The sequence below is a fragment of the Inconstantimicrobium porci genome (assembly GCF_009696465.1).
Lineage (GTDB): Bacteria > Bacillota > Clostridia > Clostridiales > Clostridiaceae > Inconstantimicrobium > Inconstantimicrobium porci.
Window position 1 is genome coordinate 136,784 of record NZ_VULX01000001.1, and the last position, 23,553, is coordinate 160,336.

The following is a 23,553-nucleotide window of genomic DNA, read 5'->3' on the forward strand; positions in this document are numbered from 1 at the left end:
AAGAGAGTAGAGAAAAGGATGAAACTCCTTGTGGGAGTTTCGAGCCAAGACGTAAGCGAACATGCCAAATCAAAGATTTGGAATGCCTGCTTAAGCATGGCGAATAAGTTTCGTTCTTTATTCTTATTCCAGCTCTATTATCTCTAATCTTTTTAATTTATAGTTTAGCGTTTTGTTGAAAAATTTTAAATACTAAAATCTTATTATAAGCAGGAGGTAACTAAGATGGAAAATAAGAATATAGCAACAACTTATAATCCAAAAGAATTCGAAGAAAGAATTTATAAAACTTGGGAAGAAAAAAAATACTTTACACCTAAAGTAGATAAAAGCAAGAAACCATATAGCATTATGATGCCGCCACCAAATATTACTGGAAAGCTTCATTTAGGTCATGCTCTTGATATTGCTCTTCAGGATACCTTAATTAGATTCAAGAGAATGCAGGGATATAGTACATTGCTTCTTCCAGGACAGGATCATGCAAGTATTGCAACAGAAGTTAAAGTTGAAAAAGAACTTCTAAATAAAGGCTTAAAGAAGAAGGAAATGGGTAGAGAAGCATTCCTTGAAAAAGTATGGGAATGGTCTGATGAATATAGAGAAAAGATTAGAACTCAGCAGAAAAAGCTAGGAACTTCAGCTGATTTCACAAGAGAAGCATTTACAATGGATGAAAACTTAAGTAAAGCAGTTAAACATGTATTTGTTAAACTTTACAATGAAGGTCTTATATACCAGGGGAATAGAATAACTAACTGGTGTCCTAAATGTCAGACTGCTTTATCTGATGCAGAAATAGAATATGAAGAACAAGATGGATTCTTCTGGCATATTAACTATCCAGTTAAGGACTCTGATGAAGTTATAGAAATAGCTACAACTAGACCAGAAACTCTATTAGGAGATACTGCTGTTGCTGTAAACCCTAAAGATAAGAGATATGCTCATCTTGTAGGAAAAACTTTAGTGCTTCCACTAGTAGGAAGAGAAATTCCAATAGTTGCAGATGATTATGTAGACATGGAATTTGGTACTGGTGCTGTTAAGATTACTCCAGCTCATGACCCTAATGATTTCGAAGTTGGTAAGAGACATAATCTTGAAGCTATTAGAGTTATGGATGACAAGGGTATAATCAATAACCTTGGCGGAAAGTATGCAGGACTTGACAGATACGAAGCTAGAAATCAGATAGTTGAAGACTTAAAGGCTGAAGGCTCACTTGTTAAGATTAAGCCTCATACTCATAATGTTGGAACTCATGATAGATGCAGTACTGTTGTAGAACCTATAATTTCTAAACAGTGGTACGTTAAGATGAGTGAACTAGCTAAGCCAGCTATCGAAGCAGTTAAGACTAAGAAAACAAAATTTGTACCAGAAAGATTCGATAAGACTTACTTCAATTGGATGGAAAACATTCAGGATTGGTGTATATCAAGACAGCTATGGTGGGGACATAGAATACCAGTATGGTATTGTAACGATTGTGGCGCAATAACAGTTTCAGAAGAAACTCCAAAGTGCTGCTCAAAGTGTCACTCAGAAAACTTAAGACAGGACGAGGATGTACTTGATACATGGTTCTCATCTGCATTATGGCCATTCTCAACACTTGGCTGGCCAGAAAAGACTGAGGACTTAGAGTACTTCTATCCAACAAATACTCTTGTTACTGGATATGATATCATATTCTTCTGGGTAGCTAGAATGATATTCTCAGGCCTTCATAATATGAATGAAGTACCATTTGAAAATGTACTTATCCATGGTCTTGTGAGAGATGCTCAGGGAAGAAAGTTTAGTAAGTCTTTAGGAAATGGTGTGGATCCACTTGAAGTTATAGATGAATATGGTGCTGACGCATTAAGATACATGCTAATTTCAGGTAACGCTCCAGGAAATGATATAAGATACTATCCTGAAAAAGTTGAAGCAGCTAGAAACTTTGCAAATAAGATATGGAATGCTTCAAGATTTGTTATGATGAACCTTGATAAGGATCTTATGGATAAATATAAAGACTGTAAGGAATTCAGCATGGCTGACAGATGGATACTTTCAAGAGTTAATACTGTAGCTAAAGAGGTTACTGAAAATCTTGATAAGTTTGAACTTGGAGTTGCACTTCAGAAAGTTAATGATTTTATGTGGGATGAATTCTGTGACTGGTATATAGAACTTGTTAAGCCAGTTTTATATGGAGAAGACGAAAAGAAGAAGGGTGTAACTTATAATGTATTAAGCACAGTTCTTATTTCGGGACTTAAGATGCTTCACCCAGTAATGCCTTTTATCACAGAAGAAATATATACTCATCTTACTGATGAATGTGAATCAATTACAGTTTCTAAGTGGCCAGAATATGATGAAAGCTTAAATGACACTGATGCAGAAAAGGAAATGGCATTTGTTATTGAAGCTATTAAGTCTTTAAGAAATGTAAGAGCAGAAATGAATGTACCACCATCAAGAAAAGCTAAACTTATTGCTTACATCAATGATGAGTGTAAAGATGCTTTCGAAAAAGGAAAGACTTATATGGAAAAACTTGCTTCATGCAGTGAAGTAACATTTATTACTGATAAGAAGGATGTTCCAGAAAATGCTGTATCAGCAGTTGTTAAGGGTGGAGAATTATTCATGCCTTTATTAGATCTTGTTGATAAAGATAAGGAACTTGAAAGATTAAACAAGGAAAAAGCTAAACTTGAATCTGAAATAATGAGAGTTGAAAAGAAGCTTTCAAATGAAAAGTTTGTAAGTAAGGCTCCAGAAGCTGTAGTTAATGAAGAAAGAGTTAAGGGCGAAAAATATAAAGAAATGCTTCAGGCAGTACTTCAAAGAATAGAAGCTCTTAATTAGGGATGATTTGATATGAAATATGAATTAAGTTACGAAGAATGTATGAGTTTTATACATGGAGCTAAAAGATTCAGTGATAATCCCGGACTTAAAAGAACAAAGGAAATTCTGAGGGCGCTAGGCAGCCCTCAGGATTCTCTTAAGATTGTCCATGTTGCGGGAACAAATGGAAAAGGATCTGTTACTGCAATGATATCTTCAGTGTTAAAGGAAGCAGGATATAGTGTTGGAATGTATACTTCACCATATCTTGAGGAATTTGAAGAAAGAATTCAGATTAACAATGTAAATATATCTAAAACAAGACTTGCATATTATGCAGGTCTTGTTAAATATGCAGTAAAAAAAGCATCTGAAAAAGGACTTGGATATCCTAATGAGTTTGAGATTATCACATGCATAATGTTTAAGTACTTTGCAGATGAAAAAGTTGATTATGCTGTTGTAGAAGTAGGTCTTGGTGGCAGACTTGATGCAACTAATGTTATAAAACCTGTATTGTCTGTTATAACAGCAATAAGTTATGATCATATGAATGTATTAGGAAATACTTTGGGTGAAATAGCTGAAGAAAAGGCTGGCATAATTAAAAACGGAATTCCCGTAGTTTCGTCTGCTCAGAAGAAAGAAGTGATAGATGCACTGATTAAAAATGCAGAATCTAAAGTCGCTGAGATAAGCTTTGTGAATAATAATTCATTTACAGTCATTGAAGCTAAAAGGGAAGATATGTGTCAGTTGGTTGAAGTGAAAACAGATAAAGCTAATTATAAGATTTTATTAAATCTACTTGGAACATATCAGGTATCTAACTGTGCACTTGCTGTAAATGCTCTTGAAAAGCTTATAGATAGCGGTGTAGAGATAAGCATGGATAATATGCTTATAGGTCTTAATAAAACGCGCTGGATAGGCAGAATGGAAGTCTTGAGCAGAAATCCACTAATTGTTATTGATGGAGCTCATAATATTGATGGTATAAAGAAACTAAAAGAAAGCACATCTAAATACTTTTTATATAAAAAACTAATTCTCATTTTAGGAATTTTGGCTGATAAAGATACTAATATGATGCTTGATGAAATTTCATCAATAGCTGATTATATTATCTTTACCCTACCTCACAGCTTAAGGGCTGAAGATCCTTATAATTTATATGAGAAGACTTATGATAAAAGTAGATGTTTTGTTATAGAAAGCTATGAAGAAGCTTTAAAAAAAGCAGAGTTATTAGCTAACGACTGTGACATGATTCTATGTGCAGGATCGCTGTATATGATTGGTGATATGAGGAAAGTAATTTTAAATGATAAAGAGATAAGAGAAAGGGTTGAAATTCATTAACTATTCGTTATTCATTATTCTCTGTTCACTAAAAAAAATCGTCTTTAAATGACGATTTTTTTTACTATTTATTCTTTATTTCCATTAAAGCATGTGCAAGCTGGTCAGGGCATGAAGTTCCTTTGCTGCCACAGCTAATACCGCTAAGCTTGTTTATAACGTCATCAACGTCCATTCCTTCTGCAAGCTTTGATAAGCCTTGAAGGTTACCATTACATCCTCCTACAAAGCTTAAATTTGTAACTTTATTATCTTTTATATCAAAAGATATACTTCTTGAACATACTCCTTTTGGTGCATATGAATACATGTAAATTCCCCCCGATATATTTATATTATTGAATTAGAATTCATTCAATCATTCATTAATTAAGGCATTAAGAATTTTATTATAAATATCTGCTGAATTATGCTTCCACTTTGTACATAAATCCACTGCCTGTTTTTTTGATACTACATTTACCTTTAAATCAAGCAGGAGAGTATCATTCTCGATAGCTTTAAGATTAACGATAAATGAATCTTTATTAGCAGGAAGGTAATCTGCAGTTATTGAAAATTCTTTCTTTAAAGATTCAATTTTAGTATGAATATATTCATCTATCTGGTTTAATTTCGATGGTGAAATTCTATCTTTAAAAAGCATAAGTACATTTTCACCTTTTTGAGTTAACTGAAGACTCTTTTTTTTATTGACTTCTACATATTTTAAAAAATCTGTATTAATTAATTCAGTAATATACTGCTGTAGAGTGAAATAGTTAACAAAACTGTTCTCTAAGACAATATCAGTAAGCTGAGTATTAGAAATAGGTATAGTCACAGATTTTATTATATGTAAAAGAAGCAGCTTATTTTCTGCTAGTTCTGTTGAATTCTCGTACATATACCACACTCCAAATCTTTATGTATATTTTAATAATAACTTAAATTGTAGTATTAATCAAATACTTAAGTTAAAAAATAAAAATAATTAGTAGTTTATCTAACGTGTATAGTCATGAAAATACGATTACAAGTATAATCATAAATTTATTAGTTATTTAATAAAATATATAAGAAATATTTTAAAGGGGTTTATAGTATGAGAAAAAAAACAGAAGGCCTTATTATAAGCATACTATGCGCATTTCTTATAATATCGTGCTGTGGTTCGGAAAATACATTTGCACAAAAGAAGGAATTGCCGATTTATTGTGTAGATACAAATGAGAAAAAGATAGCACTTACTATAGATGTCAACTGGGCCGATGATGAACATCTTGATGAGATTTTAGATATTTTAAAAGAAAAAGATATAAAAGCAACGTTTTTTATTATAGGTTCTTGGGTTAATTATGCGCCTGAAAATGCAGAAAAACTTAAGAGAATTAATGAAGGTGGGCATGAAATCGGAAATCATAGCTATTCTCATCCTGACTATACCAAGATATCATCAGACAAGATGATTAGTGAAATTAAAAAGACTAATGAAATTATTAAGAATACAACTGGTGTTATGCCAAAATATTTTAGATTTCCAAGTGGAGCTTATAATAATGCTGCTGTAAATAATATTAAAGTTAATGGCTATATTCCAATACAATGGGATGTAGACAGTCTTGATTGGAAATCAACGAGCGCTGAAGCTGAATATGACAGGGTGACTAAGAAGGTTAAGAGTGGTTCTATAATTTTATATCATAATAATGGAAAGTTTACGACAAAAAGTATGAGTAAGGTTATTGATACGCTAAAAAACGATAATTACAAGTTTGTCACAATAGACGAATTATTAATAAAAGAAAACTATTATGTTGATAATGAAGGAAGGCAAAAAATAATCTATTAATTAATAGAACAAAAAAATATTGAAAGATTAATACTAATTGTATTATAATGGAAGAGGACAGACATAAAGAGAAAATTTATGATAAACTTACATTAGTGTTAATGAACAATAGGGAGAGGGGTTTAAATGGATACAATATTTTTAAACAATAAGATAGTGTTGCAGGGAAAGGTAGCTACTGAATTAGAGTATAGTCACTCTATGTATGGGGAAAGTTTCTATACTTTTTCGTTAGATGTGGTAAGGCTAAGCGATTCAAAAGATACTCTTAACATAACTGTGTCTGAAAGACTGTTATTAAACTTAAAACTTGATATTGGAACAAATGTAGTTATCGATGGTCAGTTAAGATCATATAATAAATTCGTTGATGGAAGCAATAGATTGATATTGACTGTATTTGCCAGAGAAATACAGCTTACAGATGAGAAGTTCAAGAATCCTAATGAAATATATCTTGATGGATTTATATGCAAGGAGCCAGTTTACAGAACAACTCCATTTGGAAGAGAAATAGCGGATGTGCTTTTAGCTGTAAACAGGGCATATAATAAATCAGATTATATACCAACAATAGCATGGGGAAGAAATTCTAGATTCTGCAAAACTCTTTCAGTAGGGGATAACATAAGAGTTTGGGGAAGACTACAAAGCAGAGAATATCAAAAGAAGCTTTCTGACGATACTGTTGCAAAGAAAGTTGCATATGAAGTTTCAATATCTAAGATGGAAAAGGTTAAGGAAGAAAATGCTCAGCCTAACAGCGATGAAGAACAAGGAATTTCATAAAAGTTTAAATAAAAAATGCTGCATATATGATGTGCAGCATTTTTTTATAACAGAAAGTGCATCTTATGCAATTTTTGTTTATTTTCTAAGATCATCTAGAAGTTGAGTTTTTCCTTTTGTCTTGTCATCAACTTCTTTTATTATTTTAGCAGGAGTTCCTGCAACAACAACACCACTTGGAACGTCATCAACTACTACTGAACCAGCAGCAACAACTGATCCTTTACCAATTTTAACTCCTTCAAGAATTACTGAATTGGCTCCAACTAAAACATCATCTTCGATTACGCATGGGCTTTTGCTTGGTGGTTCTAATACGCCTGCTACGACTGCGCCTGCGCCAAGATGAACTCTAGCACCTAGCTTTCCTCTTGCGCCGACAACTGCATTCATATCAACCATTGTGCCTTCGCCTATTTCTGCGCCGATGTTTATTACTGCACCCATCATTATTACTGCATTCTTGCCTATTGTAACTTTATCTCTTATGATAGCTCCTGGCTCAATTCTTGCATCGATATCAAGAAGATTAAGCATAGGTATAGCTGAATTTCTTCTGTCATTTTCCATTCTGAAGTGCTTAATTTTCTCTTTATTATCAAGGATTAATTCTCTTATTTCACTGCTTTCTCCAAATAGAACATAGAATCCGTTTGAACCATACCATTCAATATGCTTCATATCACATCCGTCTAAATCTCCATTAACGTAAACTTTTGTAGGCGTGCTTTTTTTTGATTCTTTTATAAATCTAGCTATTTCATATGGATCTGTAAAATTATAGCTCATAATATTCTTCCTTTCTAAATATGTATTGTTTAATAATAATTATTATATTATAAATGGTTATCTAATTAAAGAGATATTTCTTAATAATTTATTATTGAGCTAGATAAAATTATTTTTTTTAGATAAAATAATAGGAAAGGATGTGAAAATTAATATGGATAAAGGTTACATACAGATCTATACTGGAAATGGAAAAGGAAAAACTACATGCGCAGTAGGACAGGGAATAAGAGCATGTGGATGTGGATTTAAAGTGCTTATGGTTCAGTTTTTGAAATCATGGAATACTGGAGAAATAGATATAATTAAGAATATAGATAAATTTGATTTTATGAGAATTGGAAGTCCTAGAGATTTCACTTGGAACCTTACTGATAGAGAGAAAAGTGAACTTAAATGTGAAATTACTACAAATTTTAAGTTTCTTTCTGATTTAATAACAAGTAAAAAATATGATATGATTATTTTAGACGAAATATTAGGAACAATAAATGAAGGCTTTTTAAGCGAAGATGAAGTAATTGATTGTATTAGTAAAAAGCCTAATAATGTAGAGATAATAATAACAGGAAGAAATGCTTCAAAGAGGATTATTGAAAAGGCTGATCTTGTCACAGAAATGAAGGAAATAAAACATTATTTTAAAAAGGGAGTAGAAGCAAGAAGGGGGATTGAATTTTAATGAATAAAAGAGTATGCGACATTAAGGTGTCAGGAATAAGAAGATTCCACAATAAAGTAAAAGAGGTTGAAGGGGCAATATCCCTTACATTAGGTCAGCCTGATTTTAATGTGCCAGAATGCGTTAGTGAAGGTATGAAAAAAGCTATTGATGAGGGGAAAACATCATATACGTCAAATGAAGGGATACCAGAATTAAGAAACGAAATAAGTAAGTATTTAAATAAACTTGGAGTGAACTTTGATGGTGATGAAATGTGTATAACTGTAGGGGGAAGTCAGGGACTTTTTGCAGTATTTATGGCATTAGTAAATGAAGAGGACAAGGTTCTAATACCTGATCCTGGATATCCAGCATATAAGGCCATAGTAGAAATGATTGGTGGTTGTGCGATAGAATATAAATTAAACGATGATTTTTCATTAAATTTCGATGAAATGGAAAAATATCTAAGAGCAGGTGACGTAAAAGCAGTAGTGCTTTCTTATCCATGTAATCCTACAGGAGCAGTACTTAGCAGAGAAGATAGAGACAAGTTAGCGGGTTTGTTAAGAAAATATGATGTAAAGATAGTAACGGATGAGATGTATGCAGCTTTATGTTATGAAGATGAATATTATAGTGTTGCTCAATATGATGATTTGAAAAAAAATCTTATATATGTAAGTGGGTTTTCTAAAATGTTCTCTATGACAGGGCTTAGAATAGGATATGTATGTGCAGAGAAGGAAATATTAAAACAGATAATAAAGGTACAACAATATAACGTCTCATGTGCTGCTTCAATTTCTCAGTATGGTGCTGTAGCTGGTTTAAAATATGGTTATAACGATGTTGAGTATATGAGAAGTGAATTTAAAAAAAGAAGAGATTTTGTTTATTCAGAGCTTAAGGATATGGGACTCGATGTAAATCTACCTAAAGGAGCTTTTTATATATTTCCTAGCATAAAAAGTACAGGGATGACTTCAGAAGAATTCTGTGAAAGACTGCTTAATGAAAAAAAGGTTGCTTGCGTTCCAGGTAATGCATTTGGTAAATGTGGAGAAGGATACATAAGAATATCATACAGCTACAGCATAGAAGAACTAAAAAAGGCGTTGGCGCTTATCAGAGAGTTTATAGAGGAGAATAGATAGATATATTGTTAGTGAATAACGAACAGTAGGTAAGTGAAAGTTGTATGATGAAAGTACACAACCAAAACGACTAAAAGTATAGTATAATTTTTAAAAATGGATGGTAGACCCTCCAAACTTCCTGCCTGATTGCTGAACGCAATCAGGTCTGTATTCTTTAGAACTCCGATAGGGAGTTTTTTTCCTTAACTATTCGTTATTCTCTGTTCTCTGTTTGCGAATTTAGTAGTTGTATTATAGGAAAAGGGGCCGTCTCAGAATGATTGAAAAATCATTCTGAGTATGGCTTATTTTTTTGAATATTTTTATTCTATGCATTAATTTTTATGTAATTTATGGGTAAAAATATATTTTTAAACACAACAAATAAAAGTTTTTTCTTGAAGTTTTGCCTAAAATTTTTTAATAGCTTTTTCCCATACAAAAGTGTATCGGTTAGCATTAGCTTCAATTTTTATACCATCTACAAAAACATTTTAAATTTTATCTCATTCAATTGAGCTAATTTATTTTCCCTCCGTAATCTCATATAGCAATTTTACTGAATCGTCATCTGGAATAATAATTTCTAAATCAATTGGGAAACCTATCTGATGAATAGGTATAATATTATTATTCATGTTAATATTATACGTAAAAAAGGTAGATTCAATTACGAATCTACCTTTTTGTTTCGGCTAGTATCAAAGACTTTTGATACAGCCCCTTTTTGATATATTGCTTTGTGAAAGAGTTATTATTAGAAAACAAGTCCAATTACGTCTTCCATATTGTATAATCCGTTTTCTGTTACTTTAGCCATGTAGATTGCCGCTTTTAATGCACCTACTGCAAATAGGTCTCTTGATAGAGCATTATGAGTGAACTTAATTACTTCGCCTTCTCCAGCAAATATTACGTCATGGTTTCCAACTATGCTTCCGCCTCTTATTGCATGTATTCCGATATCATGTTTTTCTCTTTTCTTGTGTCCGCTTCTGCCGTACACATAATTAGCATCTGTATCTATACTGTTCTTTATAGAATCAGCAAGCATAATAGCTGTGCCACTTGGTGAATCTACTTTCTGGTTATGGTGTTCTTCGATTATTTCTATGTCGTAGCTATCGTTTAGTATAGGTGCAACCTTTCTAAGAAGCATATTCATAAGGTTAATGCCTACACTCATGTTTGCAGATCTGAATATAGGAAGTTTTTTTGAAGTTTCATCTAAAAGTTTTAACTGTTCATTTGAATAACCAGTTGAGCACAAAATTATAGGCTTCTTGTTCTTTAAAGAGAAGTTTAATAAGCCTTCAAGTGCATCTGCTCTTGAGAAATCAATCATTACATCATAATCAGATGTGCATTCTTCAAGAGATTTGAAAACAGGGTATTTCATATCGTTTGTTCCGAATTTATCAACACCTGCAGTTATTTCAAGATTATCATACTTTTCTGTTAAGTTAGAGACTACCTTTCCCATTTTTCCACAACAGCCATGTAATAAAATTTTAATCATACTGTACCTCCTAAATTAAATCAGTTTATATTTCTCTAAAGTATCTTTTAATATCTGCTTGTTCTTGTCTTCCATTTCACATAGTGGAAGTCTTAAATTACCAACGTCTAAGCCCATCATGTTCATAGCTGTTTTAACAGGAATAGGGTTTGTTTCAATGAATAAAGTATTAGCAAGTTCAAGATATTCCATCTGTAGATCTAAAGATTTTTTTATATCACCGTTAAAGAAATGCTCACAAATATCATGTATAGTAGAAGGAATGACATTTGCAAGTACTGATATTACACCGACGGCTCCTAATGAAAGTATAGGAACTATTTGGTCATCATTTCCTGAATATATATCAATATTGTCTTTGCATAATGATTTAATCTTTGCTATCTGAGATATATCTCCACTTGCTTCCTTTATAGCGATTACGTTACTTAATTTTGAAAGTTTAAGAACTGTCTGAGGCTCAATGTTTACACCTGTTCTACTCTTAACACTGTAAAGGATAATAGGGGTCTTAACAGCATCATTTATAGCAGTAAAGTGTTCAACAAGACCTTTTTGTGTTGTCTTATTATAATAAGGAGTAATTACAAGGAGTCCATCAACTCCAATGCTTTCTGCCCATTTAGACATTTCTATTGCACTTCTAGTGTCGTTAGAACCTGTTCCTGCAATTACTGGAATTCTTTTTGCTATTTTATCAACTGTAAATTTTATTGTTTCTTTTTTTTCGTCTAGGGTCATAGTTGATGCTTCACCTGTAGTTCCGCAGATTATAATAGCATCAGTTTTATTTGAAACATGAAATTCAAGCAATTCGCTTAGCTTTTCAAAATCGACTTTTTCATTTTTAAAAGGAGTAATTATTGCAACTCCTGAACCTTTAAATAAAGACATAAAATACCTCCTATAATATAATATACTTCTATATATTATATTATACATCTTTAAGATTTGAAACGGAAAGTTAATAAATTAATAAGTATAATCTTTCTCAAATAAGCAAAAATAATAAAGAATAAAAAATGGATTTTATATATCCAAGTATATGATTATAACAGCATAACTGCTGGTTTTAACAATAGTATAGAAGGAGAGGGTTATTATGGGTAAGACACCGCTTAAGAAAGTTATAAAATCAAAGCTTAAGACACATAAAGAACTTACTAATGATGAAATACTTAGAGAAAAAATAAAATATGAAATAGCTGAGGAATTAGGACTCAGCAGTAAGGTGGATGAATTAGGCTGGGGAGGATTAAGTGCAGAGGAAACAGGAAGGATTGGCGGAATGATGACGAAAAGAAAAAAAGATTTAAAGTTGCCGTCTAATAAGGAAATATTAGAAAAAAATAAAGAACGTTGACTTTATTATGATTATTAATTAATATAGTTTACAGAAGATTTTATATGGGGGACTAGGTAATGAGTACCATGGAACACAGCTATAAACAGTTCGCAAAAATATATGACGAACTTATACACGAAGACATAGACTACAAGAAGATTGGCGATTTTGTTGAATCAATATGCAGAGAGTATAATATAAAAAATGATTATTATCTTGATCTTGCATGTGGAACTGGGAATGTTGCACTTGAAATTGCTGAGAAATTTAAAAATCGATTTCTTGTAGATTTGTCGCAGGATATGCTTGATGAAGCATATGAAAAATTTAGAGAAAAGAGAATAAAGGCCAATATAGTATGTCAAGATATGACTGAGTTATGTCTTAATAGGAAATTTGATCTTATAACATGTGTTCTTGATTCTACTAATTATATTCTTGACGAAGAGGGAATTGGTAACTATTTTAATGCTGTAAATGAAAATCTAGATGATGATGGAATATTTATGTTTGATATCAATTCTTATTATAAGTTAAGTGAAATTTTGGGCAATAATATTTACACATTTAATAGTGAAGATGTTTTTTATTCATGGGAAAACATATTTGAAGATGAAATTGTTGAAATGAATCTTACGTTTTTTGTAAAAGAAGATGGCAGATATAGAAGATTTGATGAAATACATGAGGAAAGAGCTTATACAGTAGAAACTATAAATGATCTTTTAGAACAAAATGGTTTTGAGGTTTTAGCTAAATATGACGGATACTCTAAAAAAGAAGTTACTGAAAAGTCAGAAAGAATTCTTTATGTAGTAAAAAAGAAAGGAAGATAAATTGATGGATAAAATAGTAAGAGCTACAGCTAAAGATGGTATGATAAGAATAATTGCTGGTATAACAACTGAGATGGTACAGGAAGCTAGCAGCATACATGAATGTACACCAACTGCATCAGCAGCACTTGGAAGAATGGTTACGGCTGGTGCACTTATGGGTGCGATGCTTAAGTCAGAACATGAAAGCCTTTCATTAAAAATCAATGGTGGCGGAGATGCAAAAGGAGTCACAGTAAGCGCAAGAGCAAATGGTGTAGTTAAAGGATTTATAGGTAATCCTAATGTAAATCTTCCACTTAATGTAGCAAACGGAAAGCTTAATGTTGGAGAAGCTATTGGTAAAGATGGAAACCTAGTAGTGATTAAAGACCTTGGTCTTAAAGATCCGTACATAGGACAAGTACCTATATACAGTGGTGAAATAGCAGAGGATTTAGCATACTACTTTACAGTATCAGAACAGACACCTTCAGCAGTAGCTTTAGGAGTTTTAGTGGATAGAGATTTAAGCATTAAAGCTTCTGGTGGTTTTATAATTCAGATGATGCCTGGTGCTGATCCAATGCTTGCTGATTTAGTTACTTATAGAATGGAAGAACTTCCTCCTATAACATCAATGATTAACGAAAAGGGCAGCGTTGAAGCAATTCTCGAATATATTTTTGATGGCATGGATCTTAAGATTAATGATTCGCTAGTACCTGAATATAGATGTGACTGTTCTAGAGAAAGAGTAGAAAGAGCTCTTATAAGTATTGGGAAGAAAGACCTTACTGATATATATAACGATGGTAGAAGCGAAGAAATAATATGTCATTTTTGTAATAAGAAATATGAGTTTACTCATGAGCAGATTGGTGAACTTCTTGAAAATTTAAAATAATGTATTGACAAATATGCTGGATATAAATATAATATAGTTGTACGGCTCAGTAGCTCAGTTGGTTAGAGTGCCAGCCTGTCACGCTGGATGTCGTGGGTTCAAGTCCCTTCTGAGTCGCCATATGGCGTTATAGCCAAGTGGTAAGGCCAAGGTCTGCAAAACCTTTATTCCCCAGTTCGAATCTGGGTGACGCCTCCATATGTAAGCTAGCAAATCTATTGCACAAATAGGTTTTGCTAGCTTTTTTGGTTTTTTAATGTATTATCTTGATGAGCTGTTAATTTGGGAGGGAAAGTTTATGGAAATATTGGAAACGGATAGACTTATTCTTAGAGGGTGGAAAGAATGTGATCTGTATGACTTCTATGAATATGCAAAGGAACCTGGAGTGGGGCCGGCTGCAGGCTGGAAACCTCATGAAAATATCGAAGAGAGTCAGAGAATACTGAATGATTTTATAAAAAAGCAGCAGGTATGGGCTATTGTTTTGAAAGAAAACGATAAAGTTATAGGATCAATTGGCCTTCATGATGATGAAAAAAGAAGATTAGATAATGCAAAGATGATGGGATATGTGCTGTCAAAAGATTATTGGGGACAAGGCTTGATGACTGAAGCTGCCAAAAGAGTTGTCAAATATGTATTTGAAGATATGAAAAGTGACGTGCTTTCTATATACCATTATCCATTTAATAAAGCATCTAAAAGAGTAATAGAAAAGTGTAATTTTAAATTTGATGGAATATTAAGGTGTGCTACTAAGAGATTTGATGGTATAATTTTTGATGACTACTGTTATTCTATATTAAAAAATGAATATTTTAAAAAAGATAATTCTATTTAAAAGATTCACATTGTATTATGAAACGGTAAATTTTGATTTAAATGGAGGAATAAATGAAGATTGATTGGAATAAAAAGTATAACACTATAGCTGTCTATGTGTTTCTTGTAATAGCCGCAGTAATATTATTTTATTTGGGGTTATCAAGAATATCAGATTTATTTGATAAGATTGAAGTAGTTATATCTATTTTACAGCCGTTTATTATAGGCTTTGCAATAGCATATATATTGAATTTTATACTTAAGTTATATGAAGATAGGGTATTAAAAGATGACTATTTGAAAAAAATAAAAATAAAGAAAAAAAGAACACTTGGATTGATTATGACCTATTTTACTGCCATGCTTTTTATATATCTATTTAGTCATTTTGTTATGCCGCAGCTTATAGATAGTATATCAAGACTTGCAAATAATGTGCCAAAGTATGGTCCTAATATTATCAATACAGCAGATGAAGTGATGAGAAAATTTAAGATTAGTCAGGAGCAGATGGATACTATTTCTGAAACATTAAAAAATGTTTCGTCTCATGTAAGCAAAATTGTTATTGATTTTATACCAACTATAGGAACGTATGCAGCAAAATTTGCTTCTAGGTTGTGGAATATAGTCCTTGGTTTTATAATTTCGATATATATGCTTGCTGATAAAGAAAAGTTTGCAGCTATATTTAAAAAAGTTGTGTTTTCAATTTTTAACAAGAATTATTCTAATAAAATATTAATGCTGGCTTCTAAAAGTAACGATACATTCGGTAAGTTCTTTGTTGGAAAGATAATAGATTCTGCAATAATTGGTGTATTAACATTTGTGGTTTTAAGTATTGCAAGAATGCCATATACGCTGCTTTTATCTGTAATTATAGGATTGACTAATATTATACCGTTCTTTGGACCATTTATTGGTGCAATACCATCATTTATAATAATTTTATGTGTGGATCCTATCAAAGCACTTTGGTTTATTGCAATAATATTTGTTATACAGCAGATTGATGGAAATCTTATTGGACCTAAGATACTTGGTGATTCCATTGGAATATCCGCTTTCTGGATACTATTTGCCATACTTGTAGCTGGTAAGTTTATGGGTATTGTAGGAATGATAATAGGAGTTCCTGTATTTGCAGTTATTTATACAATTATTAAAGAAAATGTTGAAAACAGGCTTGATAAAAAAGGACTTAAAACAGACACAAGAGACTACTACGATAAATAGAAAGAGGAGCTTATCAGAAAGGATTCTGGTAAGCTCCTTTTTTACATTGACTAATGATCATTGATCATGGATAATTTGTGAGTGATCATTGCATATATGTGTTTACTTCAATAATTTGGATAACTGTAGTGCTGGGTCTTTGTCTTCATTATTGAATACTAAAAGACTTCCTCTATCTATAAGCCCTCCGTCATAAAGGTATACAGGCTCAACATTATGTTTTTTTAAGAATTTCTTAACATCTGTTCCGTACTTGTATTTATTAAGATTACCAAAGAAGGCCATAGTATTGTTGTCTATTAGTCCGCAGGTTCCACCTATAAAGCCGTATTCAAAGCCTTCAAGTTCTATATCACCATAAGGAAGAAGAAGAACATCATACTTTTGGGCTGTTAATGCATCATATATTCCTTTGTCGTTAGTGATGAAGGCGTTATTTGAAATTATAGCACAGGAGCATCTTGTATAGCCCTGTTTGATGTCTATAAGTGTCTTGCTGCTAGCTGAGGCTAATATTTTTTTATCAGTATATTTTAAGTTGTGCATAAGAAAATTATCAGTACTTACGGCGTTAAGTATTATATCTTGAGGATACTGAGCGCCAATTTCTGATTCTGAAAAGTAATAGTTAGCACCGCTGAAAATTAAATCATTTAAAAAATCAGTATCTATATCTTTGTTTATAATAAAACTATTTTTTAAAAGAGCAGTCTGGAAAATTTGTATATCTGTATGGCCGTTTACAGCATCATAAATGCCATGCATTTTTGGTGTTCTCAGTGGTTTGATATTTAAATTTATTAGATTATATATTTCTTCATTTGATATTCTATAATCAACAAATGCAAATTTCATTATCACAACACTCCTTTCAAGAAAAGTTTAATAAATTATAAACTAATAATCAATACGCATTTTATATTGTCGAAAAATAGAGCCTTATTTTTGAATACCTTTTTTTTATTTATACATACTATAAATAGGAAAGGAGTGATAAAAAATGTTGCTGATTAAACTTGCGTATGATGAACAGCATGACATTAGTCAGGATATACAGCAAATTAGATTGTTCCTTAAAGAAAAAGGCATAATTGTAGGCATATGCGAAAGTATCGAAAACGGAATTAGTATAGATCGTATAGTTTGTGACGACGATGTTTATGATGAGAAACTCCAATCATTAATAGATTTGTACTGCAGTAATATTTTATATAGAGTAAGTATTAAAGAATATAAACAGAAAGAATTTTTTGAATATATGACTGAAAATTATTTCTGTTTAAGTAGTGATGAAATAATAGAAGTTGAGTATAAATGTATGAAGGTTTTACTTTCAGAAAATATTTTGTTTGATGAGTATAATATATACTGTCTTAATATTATTAACGAGATTGTAGAAAAAATAAAAGAGTGCATAAAGGAAGTTCATCAGATAAATATTGAGGGATTTATAAGATTCAGAATGAAAGATATTGCTTCAAAAATTGAAATGATTATTGATAAAGTGGTAGAAAGCTATATGATTGAAAAGGAATATAATGAGTTCATAAAACTTCTAAAGTATTTTGTGAATATTCAAGATAGCAAAATAGAGAGTGTTGAAATTATATTGAATGATAACGGAGAATATAAAATACTAGATGAGAATGGAAATGATATATTTCTTAATTTTACTCAAGACTTATCTGATTTGAGTTTTAGGGCAAATACTAATGTTGAAGATGTTATTATAAGTGGGCTCATTACAAACTGCCCACGGAGAATTCTAATAACAAATAAAGAAAATTGTAAGAATAAAGAGTTTGTTGATACTATTGTGAATGTTTTTGGAGAACGTGTGGAATTTAAGAATGAGAAAAAAAGTCACATTAGTGTTGACAAAGTAAAAACAACATGATAATATATAACATGTAGCAAGAAGAAACAGCCGTTTCTCACCTTACGCTTGAAGTTAGTAAGGTAATTAATTCGTATTAATAATGATTTACGATAAAAAGGACGGCAATTTGCCGTCCTTTATTTTTATAAATTTATTTCTCACGTGGAGGTGGATAATATCAGTAAAAAATTATTATTAAACCAAGAGATAAAAGAAAAAGAAATCAGAGTTGTGTCACATGATGGTGAGCAGCTAGGAATTATCTCATCAAAAGAAGCATTGAAGATAGCTGAAGACAGAGAAATGGATTTAGTTATGATTTCACCAAATGCTAAACCACCAGTATGCAAAATAATGGACTATGGTAAGTTCGTATATGAGCAATCAAAGAAAGAAAAAGAAGCAAAAAAGAAGCAGAAGGTTGTAGATGTTAAAGAAGTTAGGGTTAGTCCTAAAATTGAAGAACATGATATTATGATCAAAGCTACTAATGCTAGAAAGTTCTTACTTGATGGAAACAAGGTTAAAATCACAGTGAGATTTAGAGGAAGAGAAGCAGATTATTCTCATGTAGGAGATAAGATATTAGCGAACTTCGCTGAAAAGTTATCAGAAGTTTCTTCAATTGAAAAGCCTGCAAAGCTTGAAGGAAGAAATATGATAATGATTTTAGCTCCTAAAAAAGCGTAATTCGAGAGGAGGAAATTCACATGCCAAAAATGAAGACTCATAGAGCATCAGCAAAAAGATTTAAATTAACAGGAACAGGAAAGGTTAAGAGAGCAAAAGCTTTCAAGAGCCACATCCTTACTAAGAAGAGCAGCAAGAGAAAGAGAAATCTAAGAAAGACTGGATATGTTTCAGTTGCTCAAGAAAAAACAATTAAGAAATTATTACCATACGTATAAGGTAACAGAATAGGAGGTTAGCACAAGATGGCAAGAGTAAAGAGAGCGGTAAATGCTCGTAAAAATCATAAGAAGGTATTAAAGCTTGCAAAGGGATACTATGCTGGTAAGAGCAAGTTATTTAAGACAGCAAACGAATCAGTTATAAGAGCATTAAGAAATGCATATGTAGGAAGAAGATTAAAGAAGAGAGACTACAGAAGACTATGGATCGCAAGAATCAATGCGGCTACAAGAATGAATGGTCTTTCATACTCTAAGTTCATGAACGGCATGAAGCTTGCTGGAGTAGACATGAACAGAAAAATGCTTTCAGAAATAGCTATAAATGATCCAAAGGCATTTGCTGATTTAGTAGAAGTTGCTAAAAAACAAATAAATGCTTAATTAAATAGTAAATGCGGCGTTCGTCGCATTTTCTTTTATATTAAAAAATAAAAGTAAATAAAAGTGAGTTGCTGAGGATATTATATCTCAGCATTTTTTTGAATGTGCTAATTCACTTTGTGAGGTGATTATATGAGTGTTTTAGGGAAAAAGAATAAGCTGAACGGTGTGCAAAAATTAGCAATTGGTTTTGCGATACTTATTTTTGGAGGTGCAGCTTTATTAAGTCTTCCTATTTCTTCTGTTAGTGGTGAACCTACAGGGTTTATTGATAGCTTATTTACTTCTACATCAGCAGTGTGTGTTACAGGTCTTATCACAGTTGATACTGGTACGCATTGGAATTATTTTGGCAAAACTATAATTATGCTGCTTATTGAAATTGGTGGACTTGGTTTTATGGCTTTTACAACATTATTTGCTTTTCTTATGGGAAAGAAAATAACTTTAAAAGAAAGATTAGTTATGCAGGAAGCTATGAACACATTTGATATTCAGGGAATTGTAAAAATGGTTAGATACATACTGCTTTTCACTGTTATTACGCAGGTGTTGGGAGCAGTATTGATGTTCACTCAGTTTATACCACAGTTTGGTGTAGCAGAAGGTATATTCTATGCAATATTTCATTCGATTTCTGCGTTCTGTAATGCGGGTTTTGATCTTTTTGGACATTTTAACAGCCTTACAGTGGTTAATACTAATACTGTTATAATACTTACAATATCAATATTGATAATAATTGGTGGACTTGGATTTACTGTATGGAGTGAATTATATAACAGCAAAGATATTAAGAGAATATCTCTTCATTCTAAGGTGGTTATTTTGATAACATCTATCTTAGTTATAGGTGGAACAATACTGATATTTTTGTTCGAATTCAGGAATCCTAATACATTAGGAAGTATGTCATTGAAGGATAAAGTTATAAATGCATTTTTTACTTCTGTATCACCTAGAACAGCAGGATTTAATTCGATATCACTTGCAGATATGACAATGGCTTCTAGAGGAGTTACTATGATTTTAATGTTTATAGGAGGATCTCCAGGATCAACAGCTGGAGGACTTAAAACAACTACATTCGGTATTCTGATACTGACAGTTATATCTGTAATAAAAGGACGTAAAGATACAGAAATATTTATGAAAAGATTATCAAAAGAAACTGTATATAGAGCTTTTGCGATTTTTAGTCTTGCAATAGGCCTTGTTATGTGTGTTGTAATGATTTTATCATTTACAGAAACAGGAGTTACTTTTGAAGAGATACTATTTGAATCAGTTTCTGCTTTTGGAACAGCTGGACTTACTATGGGTATAACTACTAAGTTAAGCCTGGTCGGAAAAATTGTTATTATGATTACAATGTACTGCGGAAGATTGGGCCCCATGACTGTAATGCTGGCACTTGTTAAAAGAAAGCAGAACAGTGTTTATCAATACCCGGAAGATAAAATACTAGTTGGATAGGAGTTGAATTGTAGATGAATAAAAAACAATATGTTGTAATAGGACTTGGCAGGTTTGGAAAGTCTGTTGCAGAAACACTATATGACCTTGGTAATGATGTACTTGTTATTGATGCTAATGAAGATGCAGTACAGGAAATATCAAACTCGGTAACACATGCAGTTCAAATGGATGCTACAGATGAAAGTGCATTAAGAACATTGGGATTAAGTAATTTTGATGTAGCTGTAGTTACTATAGGGTCAAATATACAGGCAAGTGTTATGGCTACGCTTCTAGTTAAAGAACTTGGAGTTAAATATATCATAGCAAAAGGACACAACGATCTTCATGCAAAAGTATTGTATAAGATTGGTGCAAACAGAGTTATACTTCCTGAAAAGGATATGGGAATAAGAGTTGCGCATAATCTTGTATCATCTAATATACTTGATTATATAGAATTATCTTCGAATTATAGCATAATTGAGATTGATGCTCCTGATATGTGGCAGAATAAGAGTTTGAAAGAATTAAGTTTGAGAAGTAAATTCGGTATTAATATAATGGCTTTAAAGAAAGAAGGAGATGTTAATGTATCTCCACAGGCTAATGATGTGGTAGAGCCTGGTGATATTATCGTGGCAATCGGATCTACTGATGAACTAAATAATCTTGAAACTTTTATAGCAAAACACTAATTTTGAGGTATAAAATGATTACAATCGAGAGCAGAGAAAATAAAATTTATAAAGAAACACGAAAACTTAAAGAAAGAAAATATCGTTTAAAAAATAAAAGATATATCATAGAAGGTATAAGAATTACTGAGGAAGCAGTAAAAGCTGGTGCAGCAATTGAATACTTATTGTTTGCTGAAAGTATAGTTGAGCATGAAAATATGAGAAATCTTTTAAATAATGATTATAATAAGTATATTATCTCTAATGAATTGTTTAAGAATCTTTCATGTACAGAAAGTTCTCAAGGTGTAATAGGAGTTATTGATAATTCTTTAAGATTAAGCGATAAACAAGGTAATTTCTATGTTCTTGCAGATAAAGTGCAGGATCCAGGGAATCTTGGAACAATAATCAGAACTGCTCATGCAGCAGATGCTAAAGGTGTTATTTTAACTAAAGGTACAGTTGACGTATATAATGATAAGACTATAAGATCAACGATGGGTTCTATATTCTATATGCCTATAATTGAAGATTCGGATCTTTCTTTTACCAAAGAACTTATTAAAAATGATTATAAGATGGTAGTAAGTGCACTTGATGCTGAGAATGATTTCTTTAGCGAAAATTTAAGCGGAAATATCATAATAACTGTAGGAAACGAAGGAAATGGTGTTTCTGATGAGATTAAGGAACTTTCTTCAGTGAAAGTAAAGATTCCAATGCCAGGGAATGCTGAATCACTTAATGTTTCTGTTGCAACTGGAATCATGATATATGAAAAAGTTCGTCAAAATTTGTTAGATTCTATTGAAATGAAATAGAATTTCTATTATAATATTATCTATATGATAAATATAGGCTTTGAAAGAGAAAGTAAGAATAAAGGACTTTTTAGGGAGGAAAAATCATAGACTGGAAGTTTTTCTATGGAAGATTATTCTGAAGTTCACTCTGGAGCTCTGGCTGTGAAATAATTTAGCAGTCAGCGGGTAAATACCGTTAAATAGACTTAAGTGAGCATGATTTTTGTCGTGCTAATTAGGGTGGTAACGCGATCATATCTCGTCCCTTTTATGGGGCGGGTTTTTTTATTTTAATTTTTAAATTATACAGTGTTGAAAGGAGAATAGTTATGAAGGAAAAGTTGATGGAAATAAAAGAGCTTGCTTCTAAGGAACTTAAGAGCGTTAAAGATAAAGCAGATATAGAAAGCCTTAGAGTAAAATATTTAGGTAAAAAAGGTGAACTTACAAGTATTCTTAGAGGAATGGGCTCTGTTTCTGCTGAAGAAAGACCAATAGTAGGAAAGTTAGCTAATGAAATAAGAGCAAAGATTGAAAGTGAAATCGAAGTAATATCAAATGATATAAAAGCTAAGGAAAAAAAGGAAAAGCTTCAGAATGAAGTTATAGATATTTCACTTCCAGGGAAGAAGAGAGTTTTAGGAAAAAGACATCCACTTGAATCTACTTTAAAACAAATAGAAGATATATTTGTATCAATGGGATTTACAATAGAGGAAGGTCCAGAAGTTGAACTAGATTATTACAACTTTGAAGCTTTAAATATCCCTAAGGACCATCCTGCTAGAAGTGAACAGGATACATTCTATATAAATGATAATATAGTTCTTAGAACTCAGACATCACCAGTACAGATAAGAGTAATGGAAAACCAGGAGCCACCAATAAAGATGATATCTCCTGGAAAAGTATTTAGATCTGATGCAGTTGATGCAACACATTCACCAATCTTCTATCAGATGGAAGGTCTAGTAATCGATAAAGGAATAACTTTTGCTGATCTTAAAGGAACACTTGAATTATTTGTTAAGAAGATGTTTGGAGAAAATGTGGAAACTAAATTCAGACCTCATCACTTCCCATTCACTGAACCATCAGCTGAAATGGATGCAAGCTGTTTTGTATGCGGTGGTAAGGGATGTAAAGTATGTAAAGGAAGCGGCTGGATGGAAATATTAGGCTGTGGAATGGTTCATCCTCAGGTTATTAAGAACTGTGGACTTGATCCAGAAGTTTATTCAGGGTTCGCATTTGGATTTGGAATAGATAGAATGGTAATGCTTAATTATGGAATCGATGATATAAGAGCATTATATGAAAGTGATATGAGATTTTTAAAACAATTCTAGGAGGTAAGG

The 23,553-nt window shown here is 31.9% G+C and carries 25 protein-coding genes, 2 tRNA genes, 1 pseudogene and 2 other annotated features; of the genes and pseudogenes, 21 read left to right on the forward strand and 7 right to left on the reverse strand.

Annotated elements, in window-relative coordinates:
• Positions 1-225: 225 nt before the first annotated feature.
• Together FYJ33_RS00680 and FYJ33_RS00685 are read left to right on the forward strand one after the other, a co-directional pair.
• Complete coding sequence (locus FYJ33_RS00680) at positions 226-2,868, forward strand: valine--tRNA ligase (RefSeq protein WP_154529844.1); 2,643 nt, start codon at positions 226-228, stop codon at positions 2,866-2,868.
• Between the two features lie 12 nt (positions 2,869-2,880).
• Positions 2,881-4,212, forward strand: a complete 1,332-nt coding sequence (locus FYJ33_RS00685; RefSeq protein ID WP_154529845.1) for a bifunctional folylpolyglutamate synthase/dihydrofolate synthase — start codon at positions 2,881-2,883, stop codon at positions 4,210-4,212.
• Between the two features lie 64 nt (positions 4,213-4,276).
• Here FYJ33_RS00685 and FYJ33_RS00690 read toward each other — a convergent pair whose 3' ends face one another.
• A complete protein-coding gene (locus FYJ33_RS00690; RefSeq protein ID WP_154529846.1) occupies positions 4,277-4,522 on the reverse strand; it encodes a TIGR03905 family TSCPD domain-containing protein in 246 nt (81 codons plus the stop codon).
• Positions 4,523-4,570: 48 nt separating this feature from the next.
• Entirely contained in the window at positions 4,571-5,098 is a 528-nt protein-coding gene (locus FYJ33_RS00695; protein WP_154529847.1) for a DUF4364 family protein, read from the reverse strand.
• Between the two features lie 198 nt (positions 5,099-5,296).
• Here FYJ33_RS00695 and FYJ33_RS00700 point away from each other — a divergent pair, with 198 nt between their 5' ends.
• Positions 5,297-6,043 (forward strand): polysaccharide deacetylase family protein, encoded by a 747-nt coding sequence (locus tag FYJ33_RS00700; RefSeq protein WP_154529848.1) that lies wholly within the window; start codon positions 5,297-5,299, stop codon positions 6,041-6,043.
• Between the two features lie 126 nt (positions 6,044-6,169).
• Positions 6,170-6,832, forward strand: coding sequence for a single-stranded DNA-binding protein (locus FYJ33_RS00705; RefSeq protein WP_154529849.1), 663 nt, complete (start codon positions 6,170-6,172; stop codon positions 6,830-6,832).
• Positions 6,833-6,910: 78 nt separating this feature from the next.
• On the opposite strand, the gene dapD is transcribed toward FYJ33_RS00705, so the two are convergent.
• Positions 6,911-7,621 (reverse strand): 2,3,4,5-tetrahydropyridine-2,6-dicarboxylate N-acetyltransferase, encoded by a 711-nt coding sequence (gene dapD, locus FYJ33_RS00710; protein ID WP_154529850.1) that lies wholly within the window; start codon positions 7,619-7,621, stop codon positions 6,911-6,913.
• Between the two features lie 154 nt (positions 7,622-7,775).
• Between dapD and FYJ33_RS00715 the strand changes: the two genes are divergently transcribed.
• Both FYJ33_RS00715 and FYJ33_RS00720 read left to right on the forward strand, forming a co-directional pair.
• On the forward strand, positions 7,776-8,303 hold the full coding sequence (locus FYJ33_RS00715) for a cob(I)yrinic acid a,c-diamide adenosyltransferase (RefSeq protein ID WP_154529851.1): 528 nt from the start codon (positions 7,776-7,778) through the stop codon (positions 8,301-8,303).
• Positions 8,303-9,442 carry a pyridoxal phosphate-dependent aminotransferase gene (locus tag FYJ33_RS00720; RefSeq protein WP_154529852.1) on the forward strand — a complete coding sequence of 380 codons (1,140 nt, stop codon included), beginning with the start codon at positions 8,303-8,305 and terminating at the stop codon, positions 9,440-9,442. Before FYJ33_RS00715 ends, FYJ33_RS00720 begins: the two co-directional genes overlap by 1 nt.
• A 395-nt stretch (positions 9,443-9,837) precedes the next feature.
• Here FYJ33_RS00720 and FYJ33_RS16145 read toward each other — a convergent pair.
• The 3 genes and pseudogenes from FYJ33_RS16145 to dapA form a co-directional block, all read right to left on the reverse strand.
• Positions 9,838-10,062, reverse strand: a pseudogene (locus FYJ33_RS16145) (hypothetical protein); the annotation flags it as partial.
• A gap of 119 nt (positions 10,063-10,181) precedes the next feature.
• Positions 10,182-10,943, reverse strand: a complete 762-nt coding sequence (dapB, locus tag FYJ33_RS00725) for a 4-hydroxy-tetrahydrodipicolinate reductase (protein ID WP_154529853.1) — start codon at positions 10,941-10,943, stop codon at positions 10,182-10,184.
• Positions 10,944-10,958: 15 nt separating this feature from the next.
• On the reverse strand, positions 10,959-11,837 hold the full coding sequence (gene dapA / locus FYJ33_RS00730; RefSeq protein WP_154529854.1) for a 4-hydroxy-tetrahydrodipicolinate synthase: 879 nt from the start codon (positions 11,835-11,837) through the stop codon (positions 10,959-10,961).
• A 208-nt stretch (positions 11,838-12,045) separates the two neighbouring features.
• Here dapA and FYJ33_RS00735 point away from each other — a divergent pair, with 208 nt between their 5' ends.
• The 7 genes from FYJ33_RS00735 to FYJ33_RS00765 all read left to right on the forward strand — a co-directional run bounded on the left by FYJ33_RS00735 (position 12,046) and on the right by FYJ33_RS00765 (position 16,077).
• Complete coding sequence (locus tag FYJ33_RS00735) at positions 12,046-12,306, forward strand: small, acid-soluble spore protein, alpha/beta type (RefSeq protein WP_154529855.1); 261 nt, start codon at positions 12,046-12,048, stop codon at positions 12,304-12,306.
• Positions 12,307-12,365: 59 nt separating this feature from the next.
• On the forward strand, positions 12,366-13,124 hold the full coding sequence (locus tag FYJ33_RS00740) for a class I SAM-dependent DNA methyltransferase (protein WP_235900737.1): 759 nt from the start codon (positions 12,366-12,368) through the stop codon (positions 13,122-13,124).
• Position 13,125: 1 nt separating this feature from the next.
• Positions 13,126-14,010: an Hsp33 family molecular chaperone HslO gene (gene hslO / locus FYJ33_RS00745; RefSeq protein ID WP_154529856.1), complete on the forward strand. Its 885-nt coding sequence runs from the start codon at positions 13,126-13,128 to the stop codon at positions 14,008-14,010.
• 43 nt (positions 14,011-14,053) lie between these two features.
• Positions 14,054-14,130 (forward strand) — tRNA-Asp (locus FYJ33_RS00750).
• Between the two features lie 3 nt (positions 14,131-14,133).
• Positions 14,134-14,208: transfer RNA gene (locus FYJ33_RS00755), tRNA-Cys, on the forward strand.
• A gap of 100 nt (positions 14,209-14,308) precedes the next feature.
• Positions 14,309-14,854, forward strand: coding sequence for a GNAT family N-acetyltransferase (locus FYJ33_RS00760; protein ID WP_154529857.1), 546 nt, complete (start codon positions 14,309-14,311; stop codon positions 14,852-14,854).
• A gap of 53 nt (positions 14,855-14,907) precedes the next feature.
• A complete protein-coding gene (locus FYJ33_RS00765) occupies positions 14,908-16,077 on the forward strand; it encodes an AI-2E family transporter (protein ID WP_154529858.1) in 1,170 nt (389 codons plus the stop codon).
• 102 nt (positions 16,078-16,179) lie between these two features.
• Here FYJ33_RS00765 and FYJ33_RS00770 read toward each other — a convergent pair whose 3' ends face one another.
• Positions 16,180-16,932: a DUF6873 family GME fold protein gene (locus FYJ33_RS00770; RefSeq protein ID WP_154529859.1), complete on the reverse strand. Its 753-nt coding sequence runs from the start codon at positions 16,930-16,932 to the stop codon at positions 16,180-16,182.
• A gap of 145 nt (positions 16,933-17,077) precedes the next feature.
• Between FYJ33_RS00770 and ytxC the strand changes: the two genes are divergently transcribed.
• From ytxC to pheS, 8 genes are all read left to right on the forward strand, one after another.
• Entirely contained in the window at positions 17,078-17,974 is an 897-nt protein-coding gene (ytxC, locus tag FYJ33_RS00775; RefSeq protein ID WP_154529860.1) for a putative sporulation protein YtxC, read from the forward strand.
• Between the two features lie 12 nt (positions 17,975-17,986).
• Positions 17,987-18,104 (forward strand) — a sequence feature (ribosomal protein L20 leader region).
• 20 nt (positions 18,105-18,124) lie between these two features.
• Positions 18,125-18,646: a translation initiation factor IF-3 gene (gene infC / locus FYJ33_RS00780; protein ID WP_277643811.1), complete on the forward strand. Its 522-nt coding sequence runs from the start codon at positions 18,125-18,127 to the stop codon at positions 18,644-18,646.
• Between the two features lie 20 nt (positions 18,647-18,666).
• Complete coding sequence (gene rpmI / locus FYJ33_RS00785; protein ID WP_154529861.1) at positions 18,667-18,864, forward strand: 50S ribosomal protein L35; 198 nt, start codon at positions 18,667-18,669, stop codon at positions 18,862-18,864.
• 27 nt (positions 18,865-18,891) lie between these two features.
• Positions 18,892-19,251, forward strand: coding sequence for a 50S ribosomal protein L20 (gene rplT / locus FYJ33_RS00790; RefSeq protein WP_154529862.1), 360 nt, complete (start codon positions 18,892-18,894; stop codon positions 19,249-19,251).
• 132 nt (positions 19,252-19,383) lie between these two features.
• Positions 19,384-20,727, forward strand: coding sequence for a TrkH family potassium uptake protein (locus FYJ33_RS00795; RefSeq protein ID WP_154529863.1), 1,344 nt, complete (start codon positions 19,384-19,386; stop codon positions 20,725-20,727).
• 14 nt (positions 20,728-20,741) lie between these two features.
• The gene (locus tag FYJ33_RS00800; RefSeq protein WP_154529864.1) at positions 20,742-21,407 is read left to right on the forward strand and encodes a potassium channel family protein; all 666 of its coding nucleotides are present in this window, start codon (positions 20,742-20,744) and stop codon (positions 21,405-21,407) included.
• Positions 21,408-21,421: 14 nt separating this feature from the next.
• A complete protein-coding gene (locus FYJ33_RS00805) occupies positions 21,422-22,213 on the forward strand; it encodes a TrmH family RNA methyltransferase (RefSeq protein ID WP_154529865.1) in 792 nt (263 codons plus the stop codon).
• 31 nt (positions 22,214-22,244) lie between these two features.
• Positions 22,245-22,465: a binding site (T-box leader), on the forward strand.
• A gap of 59 nt (positions 22,466-22,524) precedes the next feature.
• Entirely contained in the window at positions 22,525-23,544 is a 1,020-nt protein-coding gene (gene pheS, locus FYJ33_RS00810) for a phenylalanine--tRNA ligase subunit alpha (RefSeq protein ID WP_154529866.1), read from the forward strand.
• The last annotated feature ends 9 nt before the right edge of the window (positions 23,545-23,553 follow it).

Bases quoted from the DNA above. Each gene is read 5' to 3' on its own strand.
- FYJ33_RS00705 (WP_154529849.1), top strand. From the start codon at position 6,170: ATGGATACAATATTTTTAAACAATAAGATAGTGTTGCAGGGAAAGGTA.
- dapA (WP_154529854.1), bottom strand. From the start codon at position 11,837: ATGTCTTTATTTAAAGGTTCAGGAGTTGCAATAATTACTCCTTTTAAA.
- FYJ33_RS00795 (WP_154529863.1), top strand. From the start codon at position 19,384: ATGAGTGTTTTAGGGAAAAAGAATAAGCTGAACGGTGTGCAAAAATTA.
- FYJ33_RS00700 (WP_154529848.1), top strand. From the start codon at position 5,297: ATGAGAAAAAAAACAGAAGGCCTTATTATAAGCATACTATGCGCATTT.
- pheS (WP_154529866.1), top strand. From the start codon at position 22,525: ATGAAGGAAAAGTTGATGGAAATAAAAGAGCTTGCTTCTAAGGAACTT.
- FYJ33_RS00735 (WP_154529855.1), top strand. From the start codon at position 12,046: ATGGGTAAGACACCGCTTAAGAAAGTTATAAAATCAAAGCTTAAGACA.
- FYJ33_RS00765 (WP_154529858.1), top strand. From the start codon at position 14,908: ATGAAGATTGATTGGAATAAAAAGTATAACACTATAGCTGTCTATGTG.
- FYJ33_RS00770 (WP_154529859.1), bottom strand. From the start codon at position 16,932: ATGAAATTTGCATTTGTTGATTATAGAATATCAAATGAAGAAATATAT.
- dapB (WP_154529853.1), bottom strand. From the start codon at position 10,943: ATGATTAAAATTTTATTACATGGCTGTTGTGGAAAAATGGGAAAGGTA.
- FYJ33_RS00695 (WP_154529847.1), bottom strand. From the start codon at position 5,098: ATGTACGAGAATTCAACAGAACTAGCAGAAAATAAGCTGCTTCTTTTA.
- ytxC (WP_154529860.1), top strand. From the start codon at position 17,078: ATGTTGCTGATTAAACTTGCGTATGATGAACAGCATGACATTAGTCAG.
- FYJ33_RS00680 (WP_154529844.1), top strand. From the start codon at position 226: ATGGAAAATAAGAATATAGCAACAACTTATAATCCAAAAGAATTCGAA.
- rplT (WP_154529862.1), top strand. From the start codon at position 18,892: ATGGCAAGAGTAAAGAGAGCGGTAAATGCTCGTAAAAATCATAAGAAG.
- FYJ33_RS00685 (WP_154529845.1), top strand. From the start codon at position 2,881: ATGAAATATGAATTAAGTTACGAAGAATGTATGAGTTTTATACATGGA.
- FYJ33_RS00760 (WP_154529857.1), top strand. From the start codon at position 14,309: ATGGAAATATTGGAAACGGATAGACTTATTCTTAGAGGGTGGAAAGAA.
- FYJ33_RS00740 (WP_235900737.1), top strand. From the start codon at position 12,366: ATGAGTACCATGGAACACAGCTATAAACAGTTCGCAAAAATATATGAC.
- FYJ33_RS00805 (WP_154529865.1), top strand. From the start codon at position 21,422: ATGATTACAATCGAGAGCAGAGAAAATAAAATTTATAAAGAAACACGA.
- rpmI (WP_154529861.1), top strand. From the start codon at position 18,667: ATGCCAAAAATGAAGACTCATAGAGCATCAGCAAAAAGATTTAAATTA.
- FYJ33_RS00800 (WP_154529864.1), top strand. From the start codon at position 20,742: ATGAATAAAAAACAATATGTTGTAATAGGACTTGGCAGGTTTGGAAAG.
- FYJ33_RS00720 (WP_154529852.1), top strand. From the start codon at position 8,303: ATGAATAAAAGAGTATGCGACATTAAGGTGTCAGGAATAAGAAGATTC.
- dapD (WP_154529850.1), bottom strand. From the start codon at position 7,621: ATGAGCTATAATTTTACAGATCCATATGAAATAGCTAGATTTATAAAA.
- FYJ33_RS00715 (WP_154529851.1), top strand. From the start codon at position 7,776: ATGGATAAAGGTTACATACAGATCTATACTGGAAATGGAAAAGGAAAA.
- FYJ33_RS00690 (WP_154529846.1), bottom strand. From the start codon at position 4,522: ATGTATTCATATGCACCAAAAGGAGTATGTTCAAGAAGTATATCTTTT.